At 70.8% G+C, this 16,913-nt stretch carries 14 protein-coding genes; 13 read left to right on the top strand and 1 reads right to left on the bottom strand.

Annotation, left to right across the window (positions count from 1 at the left end; translation table 11 throughout):
* Nucleotides 1-23 precede the first annotated feature (23 nt).
* From folC to F8R89_RS12080, 12 genes are all read left to right on the top strand, one after another.
* Nucleotides 24-1,526, top strand: a complete 1,503-nt coding sequence (gene folC, locus F8R89_RS12135) for a bifunctional tetrahydrofolate synthase/dihydrofolate synthase (RefSeq protein WP_151783986.1) — start codon at nt 24-26, stop codon at nt 1,524-1,526.
* 7 nt (nt 1,527-1,533) lie between these two features.
* Nucleotides 1,534-1,893: a DUF4233 domain-containing protein gene (locus F8R89_RS12130; protein ID WP_151783985.1), complete on the top strand. Its 360-nt coding sequence runs from the start codon at nt 1,534-1,536 to the stop codon at nt 1,891-1,893.
* 71 nt (nt 1,894-1,964) lie between these two features.
* A complete protein-coding gene (gene ndk / locus F8R89_RS12125; protein WP_151783984.1) occupies nt 1,965-2,378 on the top strand; it encodes a nucleoside-diphosphate kinase in 414 nt (137 codons plus the stop codon).
* Nucleotides 2,379-2,645: 267 nt separating this feature from the next.
* The gene (locus F8R89_RS12120; RefSeq protein ID WP_004001297.1) at nt 2,646-3,665 is read left to right on the top strand and encodes a rod shape-determining protein; all 1,020 of its coding nucleotides are present in this window, start codon (nt 2,646-2,648) and stop codon (nt 3,663-3,665) included.
* 147 nt (nt 3,666-3,812) lie between these two features.
* Nucleotides 3,813-4,835 (top strand): rod shape-determining protein MreC, encoded by a 1,023-nt coding sequence (mreC, locus tag F8R89_RS12115; protein ID WP_151783983.1) that lies wholly within the window; start codon nt 3,813-3,815, stop codon nt 4,833-4,835.
* A gap of 13 nt (nt 4,836-4,848) precedes the next feature.
* Nucleotides 4,849-5,520, top strand: coding sequence for a rod shape-determining protein MreD (gene mreD, locus F8R89_RS12110; protein ID WP_151783982.1), 672 nt, complete (start codon nt 4,849-4,851; stop codon nt 5,518-5,520).
* 202 nt (nt 5,521-5,722) lie between these two features.
* Entirely contained in the window at nt 5,723-7,984 is a 2,262-nt protein-coding gene (mrdA, locus tag F8R89_RS12105; protein ID WP_151783981.1) for a penicillin-binding protein 2, read from the top strand.
* Complete coding sequence (gene rodA / locus F8R89_RS12100) at nt 7,981-9,180, top strand: rod shape-determining protein RodA (protein WP_151783980.1); 1,200 nt, start codon at nt 7,981-7,983, stop codon at nt 9,178-9,180. Before mrdA ends, rodA begins: the two co-directional genes overlap by 4 nt.
* 73 nt (nt 9,181-9,253) lie before the next feature.
* Entirely contained in the window at nt 9,254-10,756 is a 1,503-nt protein-coding gene (locus tag F8R89_RS12095) for a CYTH and CHAD domain-containing protein (RefSeq protein WP_151783979.1), read from the top strand.
* A gap of 88 nt (nt 10,757-10,844) precedes the next feature.
* Nucleotides 10,845-12,818 carry a TIGR03960 family B12-binding radical SAM protein gene (locus F8R89_RS12090; RefSeq protein ID WP_151783978.1) on the top strand — a complete coding sequence of 658 codons (1,974 nt, stop codon included), beginning with the start codon at nt 10,845-10,847 and terminating at the stop codon, nt 12,816-12,818.
* Nucleotides 12,819-13,039: 221 nt separating this feature from the next.
* Nucleotides 13,040-15,100 carry a restriction endonuclease gene (locus tag F8R89_RS12085; protein ID WP_192806104.1) on the top strand — a complete coding sequence of 687 codons (2,061 nt, stop codon included), beginning with the start codon at nt 13,040-13,042 and terminating at the stop codon, nt 15,098-15,100.
* 61 nt (nt 15,101-15,161) lie between these two features.
* A complete protein-coding gene (locus tag F8R89_RS12080) occupies nt 15,162-15,569 on the top strand; it encodes a DUF2550 family protein (RefSeq protein WP_151783977.1) in 408 nt (135 codons plus the stop codon).
* A 4-nt stretch (nt 15,570-15,573) separates the two neighbouring features.
* Here F8R89_RS12080 and F8R89_RS12075 read toward each other — a convergent pair whose 3' ends face one another.
* Nucleotides 15,574-16,146, bottom strand: a complete 573-nt coding sequence (locus F8R89_RS12075; protein WP_151783976.1) for a hypothetical protein — start codon at nt 16,144-16,146, stop codon at nt 15,574-15,576.
* 295 nt (nt 16,147-16,441) lie between these two features.
* Between F8R89_RS12075 and F8R89_RS12070 the strand changes: the two genes are divergently transcribed.
* Complete coding sequence (locus F8R89_RS12070) at nt 16,442-16,861, top strand: hypothetical protein (RefSeq protein ID WP_225994373.1); 420 nt, start codon at nt 16,442-16,444, stop codon at nt 16,859-16,861.
* Nucleotides 16,862-16,913 lie beyond the last annotated feature (52 nt).

Genomic DNA, 16,913 nt, shown 5'->3' with positions numbered 1-16,913 from the left:
GCGGGCCTCCGTAGACTGGCCCCGTGAGCGACCAGAACGAGCCCGACCCCCTGGACCTCTTCGACGAGATCATCGCGGAGGAGACCGACCGCGACCCCGACCTCGCCGTCATCGAGGCCGGCAGCCGCACCCTGCGCACCCAGGGCGGCCCTCAGCAGGCGGACGTGCCCGCCCGCCCCGAGGACCCCGAGGTCGACAAGGCCCTGCGCGAGGTCGAGGCGGAGCTGGCGACCCGCTGGGGCGAGACCAAGCTGGAGCCCTCGGTCGCCCGGATCGCCGCGCTCATGGACGTCCTGGGCGAGCCCCAGCGGTCGTACCCGTCGATCCACATCACCGGGACCAACGGCAAGACGTCGACCGCCCGCATGATCGAGGCCCTGCTGGGCGCCTTCGAGCTGCGCACCGGCCGCTACACCTCGCCGCACGTCCAGTCGATCACCGAGCGGATCAGCCTGGACGGCGCCCCGATCTCCGCCGAGCGCTTCATCGAGACGTACCAGGACATCCGCCCGTACATCGAGATGGTCGACTCCTCGCAGGAGTACCGCCTGTCGTTCTTCGAGGTGCTCACGGGCATGGCGTACGCGGCCTTCGCGGACGCGCCCGTCGACGTCGCCGTCGTCGAGGTCGGCATGGGCGGCTCCTGGGACGCCACCAACGTCATCGACGCGGACGTCGCCGTCGTGACGCCGATCGACCTCGACCACACCGACCGGCTCGGCAGCACCCCAGGCGAGATCGCCGGGGAGAAGGCCGGGATCGTCAAGCAGGACGCCACCGTGATCATGGCCCAGCAGCCGGTGGACGCCGCCCAGGTGCTGCTGAAGAAGGCTGTCGAGGTCGACGCCACCGTGGCCCGTGAGGGACTGGAGTTCGGCGTCGTCGCCCGCCAGGTCGCCGTCGGCGGGCAGCTGGTCACCCTGCGCGGCCTGGGCGGCGAGTACCCCGAGGTCTACCTCCCGCTGCACGGCGCCCACCAGGCGCACAACGCCGCCGTCGCCCTCGCCGCCGTCGAGGCGTTCTTCGGGGTGGGCGCCGCCCGCGCCGAACCGCTGGACATCGACACCGTCCGCAAGGCGTTCGCCGCCGTCTCCTCCCCGGGCCGTATGGAGGTCGTCCGGCGCTCCCCGACCGTCGTGCTGGACGCCGCCCACAACCCGGCGGGCGCCCGCGTGACCGCCGAGGCGATCGGTGAGGCGTTCGACTTCAGCCGGCTGATCGGCGTGGTCGGCGCGAGCGGCGACAAGAACGTCCGGGGCCTGCTGGAGGCGTTCGAGCCGATCTTCGCGGAGATCGTCGTCACCCAGAACACCTCGCACCGCGCCATGGACGCCGACGCGCTCGCGGCCATCGCCGTCGAGGTGTTCGGCGACGAGCGCGTCCAGGTCGAGCCGCGGCTGCCGGACGCCCTGGAGGCCGCGATCACGCTGGCCGAGGAGGAGGGCGAGTTCACCGGCGGCGGTGTCCTCGTCACCGGCTCCGTCATCACGGTCGGCGAAGCCCGGCTGCTGCTCGGGAAGGGCTGAGTCCGCCATGCGTACGCTCTGTTCGTCGACGCTGATCGGCGAGTTCTTCGTCATCGGCTTCGCCGGTCTGGTCGCCATGAAGGACCCGGACCTGTCCATGGCGACCGTGTGGACGGTCAGCGGCGTCGCGATGTTCCTGTGCGTGCTGCTGTGCGGCCTGGTGACCCGCCCCGGCGGGGTGGCGCTCGGCTGGGCCCTGCAGATCGCGCTGATCGCGTCCGGCTTCATCGTGCCCATGATGTTCGTCCTGGGCGTGATCTTCGCGGCGCTGTGGTGGGCCTCCGTGCACTACGGCCGCAAGGTCGACGAGGCGAAGGCGAGATTCGCCGCGCAGGCGGACTCCTCCTCCACACCTGACGCTGCGTAACGGGCGCCTGGACACGCCCTGTAACCTCTTCCCACCGCACCCCGCAGTACGCAGTAAGAAGGAGCCCTCCCGTGACCCAGCGCACCCTCGTCCTGCTCAAGCCCGACGCCGTCCGGCGGGGCCTGACCGGCGAGATCATCAGCCGTATCGAGCGCAAGGCCGGCTGGCGGATCACGGCGCTGGAGCTGCGCACCCTGGACCAGGACACGCTGGAGCAGCACTACGGCGAGCACAAGGGCAAGCCCTTCTACGAGCCGCTGGTCGAGTTCATGGCGTCCGGTCCGGTCGTCGCCCTGATCGTCGAGGGCGAGCGGGTCATCGAGGGCGTGCGGGCGCTGGCCGGGCCGACCGACCCGATCGCCGCCGCGCCCGGTTCGATCCGCGGTGACTACGGCGTCATCGTGCGGGAGAACCTGATCCACGCCTCCGACTCAGAGGAGTCCGCCGAGCGCGAGGTGAAGATCTTCTTCCCCGGCCGAGCCTGATCCCTCCGGCCGCTCCCCAAGAGGGGCGGCCCCAGGTAATCTGCCGCCCGTGGCATATGCCGGGCGATCGGGGGAACGAGTGCCCCCGATGGCCCGTCTCCACAAGCGGGGCGCCTCGCCATCTGCTGACAATGGCGGAGACCCTCCCGCAGTGTTCGTGCAGGCGCGTCTACGATGGAAGCCTTCACGTCACAGCACCCACTTCGCCGACCTGAAATGCCGTCAAACGCTCCCAGGAAGGCCAGACGAATCCTGATGGGGAACTCAATGTCGTTCATCGGCCGTGACATGGCTGTCGACCTCGGGACCGCCAACACGCTGGTGTACGTCAGGGGTCGCGGGATCGTACTCAACGAGCCGTCCGTCGTCGCGATCAACACCAACACCGGTGGCATCCTCGCGGTCGGCGCCGAGGCGAAGAAGATGATCGGGCGCACGCCGGGCAACATCGTCGCCGTGCGGCCGCTGAAGGACGGCGTGATCGCCGACTTCGAGATCACCGAGCGGATGCTCCGCTACTTCATCCTGAAGATCCACAAGCGGCGGTATCTGGCTCGTCCGCGGGTCGTCGTCTGTGTGCCCTCGGGCATCACGGGCGTCGAGCGCCGCGCCGTCATCGAGGCGTCGTCCCAGGCCGGCGCCCGTCAGGTGCACATCATCGAGGAGCCCATGGCCGCGGCCATCGGCTCCGGCCTGCCGGTCCACGAGGCCACGGGCAACATGGTGGTGGACATCGGCGGCGGCACCACGGAGGTCGCGGTCATCTCCCTCGGCGGCATCGTCACCGCGCAGTCCATCCGGGTCGCGGGCGACGAGCTGGACAACGCGATCATTCAGCACATCAAGAAGGAGTACTCCCTTCTGCTGGGTGAGCGCACGGCCGAACAGATCAAGATCACGATCGGCTCGGCGTACGACCTCGACTCCGACGAGCACACCGAAATCCGCGGCCGGGACCTCGTCTCCGGGCTGCCGAAGACCGTCGTCATCTCCGCGGCCGAAGTGCGCAAGGCCATCGAGGAACCGGTCAACGCCATCGTGGACGCCGTCAAGACGACCCTCGACAAGTGCCCGCCGGAGCTGTCCGGCGACATCATGGACCGGGGAATCGTCCTGACCGGCGGCGGCGCCCTGCTGCGCGGCCTCGACGAGCGGCTGCGCCGCGAGACGGGCATGCCGATCCACATCGCCGAGGACCCGCTGGACAGCGTGGCGCTCGGCTCCGGCAAGTGCGTCGAGGAGTTCGAGGCGCTGCAGCAGGTGCTCGACGCCCAGCCGCGCAGATGACGTAACTCTTTCGTTCCGCCGTACGAGATGATCTCCTCTCGTGCGGCGGATCGTTGGTTCGCAGGCTTAAGCTCCCGCATATGCCTCCGCACAGCTGAACACCCCAACCCCCGCACATTCCAATGAGGAAGGGCACGGCCGCCGCACGTGAGGGACACACGAGAGAGCCGGCTGCTCCTGGTGCTGCTGGTCGCCATCGCGTTCGCACTGATCACGGTGGACATCCGCGGCGGTGAGGACTCCCCGGTCGACGGTGCCCGCCAGGCCGCCGCCGCGGTCTTCGGCCCGGTCGAGGACGGTGTGTCGGCCGCGGTGAACCCGGTCGGCAACGCCGTCTCCGCCATCCGGGACTCCGGTGAGCGTCACGACCGGCTCGCCCGGCTCGAGCAGGAGAACGCCGCCCTCAAGGCGAAGCTCGGCAGCGACGACCGCAGCCGCAGCCGCCTCAAGCAGCTCGACAAGATGCTGAAGGTCGCGGGCGAGGGCCAGTACGGCATCAAGGGCGCCCAGGTCATCGCGATAGGAGCGGCCCAGGGCTTCTCCTGGACCATCACCATCGACGCCGGCGCCAACGACGGCATCCAGCGCGACATGACCGTCCTGAACGGCGACGGGCTGGTCGGCCGCGTCACCACCGTCGGCCCGAACACCGCGACGGTCCTGCTCGCCAACGACCCCGACTTCACCGTCGGCACCCGCATGGAGGCCAGCGACGAGCTCGGCTTCGCCTCCGGCCAGGGCGACCGCCCGCTGCGGGTCGAACTCCTCAACGGCAAGGCCGAGGTGAAGAAGGGCGACCGGCTCGTCACCTTCGGCTCGCAGGCCGACAAGCCGTTCGTGCCCGGCGTCCCGGTCGGCGTCGTCTCCCGTGTCGACCCGTCCGGCGGCGGCCTGACCCGCACCCTGTACGTCACGCCCTACGTCGGCTTCTCCAAGCTCGACGTCGTCGGCGTCGTCGTCCAGGCGCCGAAGAAGGACCCGCGCGACACGGTGCTGCCCGCCAAGCCGAAGCCGAAGCCCACGCCGACCGTCACGGTGACCGTGACGCCGGGTGCCGACGGGCAGGACGGCGGCGGGCAACAGCAGCAGGGCGACGCCCAGGACCAGCCCCTCGCCGGGGGCCTGCGGCCCCGCGCCGACGACCTGTACCAGTACGAGCAAGACCAGTAGGAGCTGAGCCCTCATGCGCGTCAACCGGATCCTGCTCTCCACCTCCCTGGTCGTCGTCGCCCTGGTCGTCCAGGTCAGCGTCCTCGCCCGGCTCCATCTGCCCGGCGCCGTACCGGATCTGCTGCTCCTGACCGTCCTCGGCCTCGCCCTCGTCTACGGCCATGTCGGCGGCGCCCTCGTCGGCTTCGGCGCCGGTCTGCTCGCCGACCTCGCGCCGCCCGCCGACCACGCCGCCGGGCGCTACGCGCTGGTGCTGTGCGTCATCGGCTATCTCGCCGGCCTGTTCAAACCGGACAACGGCAAGCTCAGGTCGGCCACCGGGCCCATGGTCGTCGTGGTCGTCGCCGCGGTCGGCACGACGCTGCTGTACGCGGGCGTCGGCGCCCTCGTCGGCGACACCACGGCCCGCCATGTCGGGCTCGGCGGCCTGCTGTTCACGGCGGCCCTGTACGACCTGCTGCTCGCGCCGTTCGTCGTCCCCGGGATCATGGCGCTCGCCCGCCGCGCGGAGAACGACCCGCTCGCCGAGACCGGCGGCCAGACGAAGAAGACGGACATCTCCTCCGGCTGGCTCTCCGGCGGCACCGGTCTGCGGATCGGCGGCCAGCGGGGCGGCCTGAAGGTCAGGACGGTCCGGGCGCGTACGGCACGCGCCGGGCGCATCAAGGGGGTCAAGCGCCTGTGAGGCCAGCGGAGTTCACCCGGACGGGTGAGCCGGGAGGGAACCCGGGCTCGCCGGCGGGACGTTCCACACTCGTACACGCACAGCCGTGCGGACGATCCGCACAGACGTCCGTCCCTGGGTCCGTCGGGTTCCTTGAGCCCCGCGTCTCCTGGGACCGGCCCGCGTGCACCGGCACACACACCGAGAGGGGGAGGCAGCCGCAGTGAGCAACATTCCCGAGACCGGCCGGACGCCCCGCGTCCAGATCCGGCTCGTCGTCATCCAGATCCTCGTCCTCTCCCTCCTGGGCACCCTCGGCGGACGCCTGTGGTACCTCCAGATCCGTGAGGGAGAGGCCTACGCCAAGGAGGCGTCGGGCAACCACGTCCAGCAGGTCGTCCAGCCCGCCGTCCGCGGCTCCATCCTGGACGCCCGCGGCGTGCCCCTCGCCGACAACGAGACCCGCCTCGTGGTCTCCGCCTCCCGCACCGACCTGCTGAAGATGCCGGACGACGGCAAGGCCGTCCTCACCAAGCTGGCCGGTGTGCTGGGCATGAAGCCCGCCGAGGTCATGGAGAAGGTCCGGCTCTGCGACGCCAAGACCCCCCAGCCCTGCTGGAACGGCTCGCCCTACCAGCCCATCCCCATCACCGACGAGGCCACCCCGAAGCAGGCCCTCCAGATCCGGGAGCGCGCCGAGGACTTCCCCGGCATCACCGCCGAGCCGCAGGCACTGCGCCGGTACCCGAGCCCCGGCGGCGCCAACACCGCCCAGGTCCTCGGCTACCTCTCCCCGGTCACCGACGAGGAGCTCCAGCAGGCCCAGGACACCGACTCCCCGTATCTGCGCTCCGACCAGGTCGGCCGCTCCGGCCTGGAGCGCCAGTACGACAAGGCGCTGCGCGGCAAGGCCGGCGTCACCCGCTACGAGGTCGACAACCTCGGCCGGGTCATCGGCGAGGCCGAGGCCGACCCGGCGCAGCCCGGCGCCAACCTCGTCACCAGCATCGACGCCCGCGTCCAGCGGGTCGCCGAGTACGAGCTGAGCGAGGCGATGAAGGAAGCCCGCAAGGAGTGGGACCACAACACCAACGAGCCGTACAAGGCCGACTCCGGCGCGGTCGTCGTCATGGAGGCCAAGACCGGCCGCATCGTCGCGATGGCCTCCAACCCCACCTACGACCCCAACGCCTGGGTGGGCGGCATCTCCGCGAAGGACTACAAGAAGCTGACGGGCAAGTCCTCCAACTACCCGCTGCTCAACCGCGCGATCCAGGGCCAGTCGGCGCCCGGCTCCATCTTCAAGGTCATCCCGACGGCCGCCGCCGTCAACGCCGGCTACTCCTTCGACGGCCCCTACGAATGCTCCAGCTCGTACTCCATCGGCAACCAGGTCTTCAAGAACTTCGAGTCCCAGGGATACGGCGGCATCAGCCTCGGCCGGGCCCTGGAGGTCTCCTGCGACACCGTCTTCTACCGCCTCTCCCACGAGGAGTGGAAGCGCGACGGCGGCAACAAGCCCAAGAAGAACGCCAAGGACTGGTTCTACAAGACGGCCCACCAGTTCGGCCTGGGTTCCGAGACCGGTATCGACCTGCCCAACGAGGTCACCGGCCGTATCCCGGACCGCAAGTGGAAGCAGGACTACTGGAAGGCCAACAAGGACGCCTGGTGCAAGTACGGCAAGAAGGGCGGCTCCTACGCCGAGCAGATCGCCTACGAGAACTGCCTCGAAGGCAACCGGCTGCGCGCGGGTGACTCCGTCAACTACTCCATCGGCCAGGGCGACACCCTCGTCACCCCCATCCAGATGGCCACGATCTACGCGGCCATCTCCAACGGCGGCACGCTCTACGACCCGACCGTCGGCAAGGCTGTCGTCAGCCCCGACGGGAAGAGCGTCGAGGAGATCAAGCCCAAATCGCACGGCAAGCTGCCGATAAGCCGTCAGACCCTCGCCCGGATGGACGACGCCCTCGCCGGAGTCGCCACCCGCGGCACCGCCGCCTGGCGCTTCGCCGACGTCGGCTGGCCCCAGGACAAGATCCCCATGCACGCCAAGACCGGTACCGCCGAGGTCTACGGCAAGCAGACCACCTCGTGGTTCGCGACGTACACCAAGGACTACTCGGTCGTCATGACCATCTCCCAGGGTGGTACGGGTTCCGGCGCCTCCGGCCCGGCCGTGCGCAACATCTACGACGCCCTGTACGGCGTCTCCGACGACGGCACCATCAACAAGAAGAACGCGCTGCTGCCCACCCCGCAGAAGAAGCTGCCGAAGGTCCGCACCGACGGCACCATCACCTCGCCGAAGGTCTCCAAGGACCCGGCGAAGGAGCAGCGCGCCACCCAGAAGAACGAGGCCGACCCGGACCCGCAGCAGCTCGCCGGGACCGTGTCGACACAGTCCCCGGAGAACCGGGACACCCGGCGCCGCAGGCGCCGCAGCCGTAGGCGCGGAAGCCGGAGGATGCTCACATGACCGGCGCCAACAGCTTCCATGTCTCCGGGTACGGGCCGCGGCGGGCGGGCTGGTCCCGCCTGTTCGCCCGGGACTCGCTCGCCCGCCGGCTGGACTGGCCGATACTGCTCGCCGCTGTCGCCCTGTCGATGTTCGGTGCCGTGCTGGTCTACTCCGCGACCCGCAACCGCACCGAGCTCAACCAGGGCGACCAGTACTACTTCCTGATCCGGCACCTGCTGAACACGGGGATCGGGCTGGCCCTCATGGTCGGGACCGTCTGGCTGGGCCATCGCGCCCTGCGCACGGCCGTGCCCATCCTCTACGGCTTGTCCGTCTTCCTGATCCTGCTGGTGCTCACCCCGCTCGGCTCCACGATCAACGGCGCCCACTCCTGGATCAAGCTCCCCGGCGGGTTCTCGCTGCAGCCCTCGGAGTTCGTGAAGGTCACGATCATCCTGGGCATGGCGATGCTGCTGGCCGCGCGCGTCGACGCGGGCGACAAGCAGTACCCGGACCACCGGACGGTCGTGCAGGCCCTCGGCCTGGCCGGCGTGCCCATGCTGATCGTGATGCTCATGCCCGACCTCGGCTCGGTCATGGTCATGGTGGTGATCGTGCTCGGCGTGCTCCTGGCCTCCGGCGCCTCCAACCGCTGGGTGTTCGGGCTGATCGGCGCGGGCACCGCGGGCGCCATCGCCGTATGGCAGCTCGGCGTCCTGGACGACTACCAGATCGCCCGCTTCGCCGCCTTCGCCAACCCCGAGCTCGACCCGGCCGGCGTCGGCTACAACACCAACCAGGCGCGGATCGCGATCGGTTCCGGCGGGCTGACCGGCTCCGGGCTGTTCCACGGCTCGCAGACCACCGGCCAGTTCGTCCCGGAGCAGCAGACCGACTTCGTCTTCACGGTGGCGGGGGAGGAGCTCGGCTTCGTCGGCGGCGGGCTGATCATCCTGCTCCTCGGCATCATCCTGTGGCGGGCCTGCCGCATCGCCCGCGAGACCACCGAGCTGTACGGGACGATCGTCGCGGCCGGCATCGTGGCCTGGTTCGCCTTCCAGGCGTTCGAGAACGTCGGGATGACCCTGGGGATCATGCCGGTCACCGGTCTGCCACTGCCGTTCGTGTCCTACGGAGGATCGTCGATGTTCGCCGTCTGGGTGGCGGTGGGACTGCTCCAGTCCATCCGGGTGCAACGCCCGATGTCGGCCTGAGCCGCCCGCACACCGGGCGGTTCGGGCCAGGCAGAACCTGTCGCCGCCCTCGGAGTCCGATTACATTCGGTTCATGGCGGACACCAAGCGCGAGATCGAGCGGAAGTACGAGTCCGACGGCGGCGGCCTGCCCGACCTGACCGGCGCCGCCGGGGTCGCGGCCGTGATCGAGAAGGGTGTCGCGCATCTGGACGCCACCTACTACGACACCACCGACGAGCGCCTCGCCGGAGCGGCGGTCACCCTCCGTCGCAGAACCGGCGGCTCCGACGCCGGCTGGCATCTGAAGTTCCCCGTCGCCCCCGGCGTCCGGGACGAGATCCAGGCCCCGCTCTCCGACACCCTCCCCGCCGAACTGGCCGCCCTGGTCCGCTCCCGCGTCCGCCAGGCCGAACTGGTGCCGGTGATCCGGCTGCGCTCCGACCGCGACGCCCGCGACCTCGTGGACGCCGACGGGCGGGTCCTCGCCGAGGTCAGCGTGGACACCGTCCGGGCCGAGCGGCTCATCGGAGGAGGCGGCCGGACCGGGTGGACCGAGATCGAGGTCGAACTCGCGGACGACGTCGCCCCGGCCCTGCTCGACAAGATCGAGAAGCGGCTGCGCAAGGCGGGCGTACGGCCGTCGGCGTCCCCGTCGAAGCTCGCCCGCGCCCTCGCCGAGACCGCGCCGAAGCCGCTCGCCCCCGCCTCGGCGGAGCGGTCGAAGACGGCGGGCGACCATGTCCTCGCGTATCTGCGCACCCAGCGCGACACGATCGTCGCCCTCGACCCGGCGGTGCGCCAGGACGCCGAGGACTCCGTGCACAGCATGCGCGTCGCCACCCGCCGCACCCGCAGCGCCTTCAAGTCCTTCGGCAAGGTCCTGGACCGGACCGTCACCGACCCGATCGCCGACGAGCTGAAGTGGCTGGCCGGTGAGCTCGGCGTGGACCGCGACCGGGAGGTCCTCGACGAACGCCTCTCCGCCGCCCTCGCCGAGGTGCCCCCGGACCTCGTCGCCGGGCCCGTCGCCGAGCGGTTGCGCACCTGGGCAGGGGACCGGCCGGGCGGGGCGAGCGCCCGCCTCATCGGCGTCCTCGACTCCCGCCGCTATCTGACGCTGCTCGACACCCTCGACGGGGTGCTCGCCGATCCGCCGCTGCTGAAGGCCGCCGGGAAGAAACCGGCCAAGGTGCTCGCCAAGGCCGTACGCAAGGACTTCGGCAAGGTGGCCGCGCTCGTGCGGCAGGCGCGGGAACTGGAGCCCGGCACCGAGCGCGACGTCGCCATCCACGAGGCGCGCAAGAAGACCAAGCGCACCCGGTACGCGGCGGAGGCGGCCGTACCGGCTCTCGACGGCCCGGCCAAGGACCTGGTGAAGTCCATGAAGGCCCTCCAGAACCTGCTGGGCGAGCACCAGGACAGCGTCATGGCCCGCCGGACCCTGCGGGAGCTGGCCGCCCTCGCCCACGCCGCGGGCGACAGCGCCTTCACCTTCGGACTGCTGTACGGGCGGGAGGAGCGGCGAGCGGACGCCGTGGAGGCCGAGCTGCCCGCGTTCTGGGCCGGGATCGAGGGCGGGGCGGACGCCCTGTGACCCTCGGGGCGTGCTGGGGGCGTCCGGGGCCGCGTTAGGCTAGATGGTCACCCCTGTCAGTTCAGTCCAGCTCACGAAGGTTCGCGAGATGTCTGCCGAAACCGCTGCGGCCGCCGAGTCCGTGTTCCCGCAGCTCGAAGCTCTGCTCCCGCATGTGCAGAAGCCGATTCAGTACGTCGGCGGAGAACTCAACTCCACGGTCAAGCCGTGGGAGTCCTGCGACGTCCGTTGGGCGCTCATGTACCCCGACGCCTACGAGGTCGGGCTGCCCAACCAGGGCGTCATGATCCTCTACGAGGTCCTGAACGAGCAGGAGGGCGTCCTCGCCGAGCGCACGTACAGCGTGTGGCCGGACCTGGAGGCCCTGATGCGGGAGCACCACGTCCCGCAGTTCACGGTGGACAGCCACCGCCCGGTGAAGGCGTTCGACGTGTTCGGCCTGTCCTTCTCCACCGAGCTCGGCTACACGAACATGCTGGCCGCCCTGGACCTCGCGGGCATCCCGCTGGAGTCCAAGGACCGCACGATCGACGACCCGATCGTCCTGGCCGGCGGGCACGCCGCGTTCAACCCCGAGCCGATCGCCGACTTCATCGACGCCGCCGTCATCGGCGACGGCGAGCAGGCCGTGCTGGACATGACCCGGATCATCCGGGAATGGAAGGCGGAGGGCCGGCCCGGTGGCCGCGAGGAGGTCCTGTTCCGCCTCGCCAAGACCGGCGGGGTCTACATCCCGGCGTTCTACGACGTCGAGTACCTGCCCGACGGCCGGATCGCCCGCGTGGTCCCGAACCGGTCGGGCGTCCCGTGGCGTGTGTCCAAGCACACGGTCATGGACCTCGACGAGTGGCCCTACCCGAAGCAGCCCCTCGTGCCGCTCGCCGAGACGGTCCACGAGCGCATGTCCGTGGAGATCTTCCGCGGCTGCACCCGCGGCTGCCGCTTCTGCCAGGCCGGCATGATCACCCGCCCGGTCCGCGAGCGGTCGATCACCGGCATCGGCGACATGGTCGAGAAGGGCCTGAAGGCAACCGGCTTCGAGGAGGTGGGCCTGCTGTCCTTGTCGTCGGCCGACCACTCGGAGATCGGCGACATCGCGAAGGGCCTGGCGGACCGGTACGAGGAAGACAAGATCGGCCTCTCCCTCCCCTCCACCCGTGTGGACGCCTTCAACGTCGACCTGGCCAACGAGCTGACCCGCAACGGCCGCCGCTCCGGTCTCACCTTCGCCCCCGAGGGCGGCTCCGAGCGCATGCGCAAGGTCATCAACAAGATGGTCTCGGAGGACGACCTCATCCGCACGGTCGCCACCGCGTACGGCAACGGCTGGCGCCAGGTGAAGCTGTACTTCATGTGCGGCCTGCCCACGGAGACGGACGAGGACGTCCTGCAGATCGCGGACATGGCGACCAAGGTGATCGCGAAGGGCCGGGAGGTCTCGCGCTCCAACGACATCCGCTGCACGGTCTCGATCGGCGGCTTCGTCCCCAAGCCCCACACACCGTTCCAGTGGGCGCCGCAGCTCTCGGCTGAGGAGACGGACGCTCGCCTGGAGAAGCTCCGGGACAAGATCCGCGGCGACAAGAAGTACGGCCGCTCCATCGGCTTCCGCTACCACGACGGCAAGCCCGGTATCGTCGAGGGCCTGCTCTCCCGCGGCGACCGCCGCATCGGCGCCGTCATCCGCGCGGTCTACGACGACGGCGGCCGCTTCGACGGCTGGCGCGAGCACTTCTCCTACGACCGCTGGATGGCCTGCGCCGACAAGGCGCTGGCCCCGTACGGCGTGGACGTCGACTGGTACACGACGCGCGAGCGCACGTACGAGGAGGTCCTGCCGTGGGACCACCTGGACTCGGGCCTCGACAAGGACTGGCTCTGGGAGGACTGGCAGGACGCCCTCGACGAGACGGAGGTCGAGGACTGCCGCTGGACCCCGTGCTTCGATTGCGGCGTGTGTCCTCAGATGGACACCCACATCCAGATCGGCCCGACGGGCAAGAAGCTGCTGCCCCTGACGGTCAAGAACGCGGCGCCGGCGCCGAGCGGTCACTCGCACTGACCGCACACCCGTACGCCACCTCGAGCCCTCTCCCGGACGGGAGGGGGCTCGAGGCTGTTCGGGGGCGCTGAGCTGGTGTGATGTCGGGGGAGGTTGCCTTTGGCAAGTTGATGTGCGGGATGCCGATCGCTGGATAAAGTCGGATTGTTACTGCCGGTTGTGGGGGGCGACCGGTTCTTCTGGTCGGCGGTGCCGACGTCCCTGGGGAGGGCAGGTAGCGCATGAGTCGTCGCTCTGCTGGTCTTGTCGGTGTCTGGGCCGAGATGCAGCGTCAGCAGCAACGCCAGAGGGAGGCCGAGGCGCGGCAGCAGCGGGAGGCGGCCAGGCAGGCGCGGAGCCACCAGCGGCGTGCGGCGCAGGAGTATCGCGAGTACCGGCAGGCCGAGGCCAGGCGGCGGACGGAGGAGATCGAGGCGCGGGTCGCGACTCTGCGGGGGCTGCTGGGCGCCGGTTGCCAGGCCCCGGCGTTCCGGGCGGACTCGCTCCTGCGCGCGGAGGTGATTCCCCCGTTCGACCCCGGGGCGCTCGCCTGGCCCGTGCGGATGCCGGAGCAGAGCCAGTACCAGGCGCAGGGCGGCTGGACCGCGAGCCGGCGGGCCCAGGCCGAGGCGGAGGCGCGGGCTCGGTTCGAGCAGGCCTGGTACGCGGCCCAGGCGGCCGAGGCGGAGCGGCTGCGGCGGCTGGCGGCGGCGCAGCAGGAGTACGAGCGGAATACGGAGGCCCAGCGGTCGGAGGTCCGCCGGCACAACGCCGGTGTCTCCGAGGTGGTCGCCGGGGTGAGGCGCGGTGAGCCGGACGCCGTGGTCGAGTACTTCTCGGCGGCGCTGTACTCGTCGACGGCCTGGCCCGAAGGGTTCCCGCGGCAGGTCTCCGCGGCCTTCGACCCGGCGGCGCGGCAACTCGTCCTGGACTGGGAGATGCCCGCGTACGACGTCGTGCCCGAGGCGAGGTCGGTACGGTACGTGCCGGCCCAGGACCAGGACAAGGAGACGGCCCGGCCCGTGACGCAGCGGCGGGCGCTGTACCGGGAGGTGCTGGCGCAGAGCGTGCTGCTGGTGCTGCGGCAGCTGTTCGCCGCCGACGAGCACGGCATCCTCGACTCGGTCGCCCTGAACGGCTTCGTGGACGCGCCCGACCCCGCGACGGGACGGCAGTCCCACATCTTCCTGGCCACCGTCATGGCCGCGCGGTCGGACTTCACCGGGCTCCATCTGGAGCAGGTGGACCCCGTCAGCTGTCTGACCGATGCCCTGCGCGGGCAGATCGCGACGCGTCCCGACCAGCTCACCGCCGTACGGCCGAGCCGCCGGCCCCAGGATGTCGGCGATCGCGTCGTCACGCACGGCGGCGACGAGGAGCCCGATCTGTTCGAGATGGACCCGATCGCGTTCGAGTCGCTGGTCGCCGATCTGTTCCGGGCGATGGGCATGGAGGCGGTGACGACACAGCGGTCGAACGACGGGGGTGTCGACGTCGACGCCACGGATCCGACGCCCATCCGGGGCGGCAAGATCGTCGTCCAGGTGAAGCGCTACCGGAACACGGTCCCGCCCACCGCCGTGCGTGACCTGTACGGCACGGTCCAGGACCGGGGCGCCAACAAGGGCGTTCTCGTGACCACCTCGGCGTTCGGACCCAGCGCGCACACCTTTGCCCGGGGCAAGCCGCTGGAGCTCATCTCCGGTGGCGAGCTGGTCGATCTGCTGCACCGGCACGGGCTGCGCGGGCGCCTGGGGGAGGGAGGCCGGCCGGCTCCCACCCGGACGGCCCCGTCCGGGCCGGCGGACCCGGCCGGCGACGACCACAACATCCTGGGCATGACGTGGTCCGGGAGTGTCGCGCTGGACGTCTGCGCACTCGTCTGCCGGGGCAGCCGGGTGCTGAGCGAGGAGCACTTCGTGTTCTTCAACAACCCGCGGACCCCGGACGGCTCGGTGTGCGCCGTGCCCGCGCAGGCGCCGGACAAGGCGGCGATCCGGGTCTCCTTCGACGCGCTGCCGCGGGAGGCCGACCGGTTCGTGCTGGTGGCCGCCATCGATCCCGAGGTGAACCCGGACGCCGACCTGTCGGGTTTCACCGACGCCTGCATCCGGCTGCTGGACCCGGCGAGGACGGAGCTCGGCCGGCTCGAGGTCTCGGACGGCCGCTCCGGGGAGACGGCTCTGGTGCTGGGCTCCTTCCGGCACCGCGCGAACGGCGACTGGGACTTCGTCCTCGGCGGAAAGGGCTACGCGCGAGGTCTGGAGGAGCTTCTGCGGGACTACGGGGTCGAGGTGGAGTAGCGCCGCGAGCGGGGGAGTCCGTGCTCTGGATCTTCGGGGTGCGGGCTGTTTGGATGCGGGTGTGTCGGGTGTCCTGCCGTTCGTGATGTGTGCCCTCTTCGGGGCCTTGGTGGCCGGCTTGTATCTCAACGAGCGGCAGGGGCGGCTCGCCGCCCGGTTTCTCGATGGGCGGCGCGTCGCGATTCCCTGCCGGATCAGTCCGGCGGGATCCGATCGGTGGGTGCGTGGGACCTTCGTGATCGCGTCGGGGGGCTGGTCCTGGGAGCGGCCTCCGTCGCACGCCCATGGGCCGGGACTGCCGTCCGATGCGCGGATCGTGCGGGTGCGCAGGCCCGAGGGGCGGGAGCGGAACCGGCTGCACCACCGGGCGCTGGTGGTGGAGTGCGCTTCCGGTGAGGGGGAGTTCCGGTTGGCTCTGGTGCCGGGGCAGGTGGAGCACGTGGTGATGGTGCTCGCTCCGGCCGGGTGAGGGGTCAGGCGGTCGTCGGCCCGGGGAAGCCCAGGGTGTCCAGCAGGGTGCTGAACAGGTCCTCGGCGAAGGGCTCTTGGGAGCGCAGGACCTTCTCGATGGCGGCGCGTTCGGCCGGGGGGTGGGCGCCGGCTGCTGCGGCCCAGGCGAGGGCTCCCTCGGCGTCCTCCGGGACGGCCTCGTCGAGTTCGGCGCGCTTGCGGCGCACTGCCTCGTGGAACGCGGGGGTGTAGAGCCAGGTGATCTGGTCCTCCACGTCGTCGGGTTCCTCCACGAGCAGCCGGGCCACCGCGTCCAGGTTCAGCCACGCCTGCCAGCGCCGGCCCGTGGTGTCGAGCCCGGTGACCAGGGCCAGGTCGCTGTCGGAGACGTCCGCCACACAGGCGGGGTGGCCGGTCCGGTCGACGAGGGCCGGGAGCCGTTCCACGTTCCAGGCGCCCTGCCGGAGCTGGACCGTCCGCCAGCCGCCGGGCCGCCGCTCCTCCGGGCCGACGGCGTCCTCGGCGCCCTCGAACACCGGGCTCTCCCGCAGCGGACGGCTGCTCCGTGCGAAGACCAGATGCCCCGAAAATCCCATGGGTCCCCCTCCCACTCGTTGCGCGCACCCTACCGACCGGCACTGACAGCGCGGCCCTGCCGTCGCCTGAGTGGCCGCGCTCCGTTCGCCGGGCCGATCGCGGCTCCCTAGCTTGGCGTCAGATGTCGAGGAGGTGGTGGACATGTCGGCGAACCAGCCGCCCACGGGTGGTCCTCAGTGGGGTCCGCGCGGCAGTGAACGACCGCCCGGCGCGGGGTGGCCGCCGCCCCCCGGACCGCCGCAGAAGAAGCGCCGTGGCCGGGGCTGTCTGTGGGGGTGTGCGGGTGTCCTGGTCGTGGCCGTCGCCATCGGGGTCGCCGTGGCGGTGACCGCGGGGGACGACGGGGACGACTCCACGACGTCGGCGCCCTCCACGTCCTCGGCGCCCAGCGCCACGACCCCTCAGGGGCAGACCCGGAAGGCCGCTGGTGAGCGGGACGATCTCACCAGTTTCCAGATCGACGACCGGTCGTCGGCCGGGATCACCGACATCTGGCTCACCTGGACGATCAAGAACAACAGCGGCCAGAAGTCCGACTACTCCTGGGAATGGGAGGCCGTCGACGCCGACGGCACCCGGCTCGCCAACGGGACCGAGTTCGAGACCGCGGTCCAGCCGGGCCAGATCGCCAAGGGCGAGACGCCGACCACCCTGAAGACCGCGCAGGGCGTCAAGCTCAACATCACCGACTTCGAGCGGAACCGCGCGTACTGAGGCAGATCTTTCCCGCTCGGTGCATCCGTCCAGGCCGGTGCCGCGTCTACGC

Origin of the sequence: Streptomyces sp. SS1-1 (assembly GCF_008973465.1) — a bacterium.
Lineage (GTDB): Bacteria > Actinomycetota > Actinomycetes > Streptomycetales > Streptomycetaceae > Streptomyces.
This window is presented reverse-complemented; position numbering and strand designations above follow the sequence as displayed.

Excerpts from the sequence above, each read along its gene's own strand:
- F8R89_RS12130 (WP_151783985.1), top strand. The coding sequence starts at position 1,534 with ATGCGTACGCTCTGTTCGTCGACGCTGATCGGCGAGTTCTTCGTCATC.
- F8R89_RS12120 (WP_004001297.1), top strand. The coding sequence starts at position 2,646 with ATGTCGTTCATCGGCCGTGACATGGCTGTCGACCTCGGGACCGCCAAC.
- mreD (WP_151783982.1), top strand. The coding sequence starts at position 4,849 with ATGCGCGTCAACCGGATCCTGCTCTCCACCTCCCTGGTCGTCGTCGCC.
- rodA (WP_151783980.1), top strand. The coding sequence starts at position 7,981 with ATGACCGGCGCCAACAGCTTCCATGTCTCCGGGTACGGGCCGCGGCGG.
- F8R89_RS12095 (WP_151783979.1), top strand. The coding sequence starts at position 9,254 with ATGGCGGACACCAAGCGCGAGATCGAGCGGAAGTACGAGTCCGACGGC.
- F8R89_RS12090 (WP_151783978.1), top strand. The coding sequence starts at position 10,845 with ATGTCTGCCGAAACCGCTGCGGCCGCCGAGTCCGTGTTCCCGCAGCTC.
- F8R89_RS12085 (WP_192806104.1), top strand. The coding sequence starts at position 13,040 with ATGAGTCGTCGCTCTGCTGGTCTTGTCGGTGTCTGGGCCGAGATGCAG.
- F8R89_RS12075 (WP_151783976.1), bottom strand. The coding sequence starts at position 16,146 with ATGGGATTTTCGGGGCATCTGGTCTTCGCACGGAGCAGCCGTCCGCTG.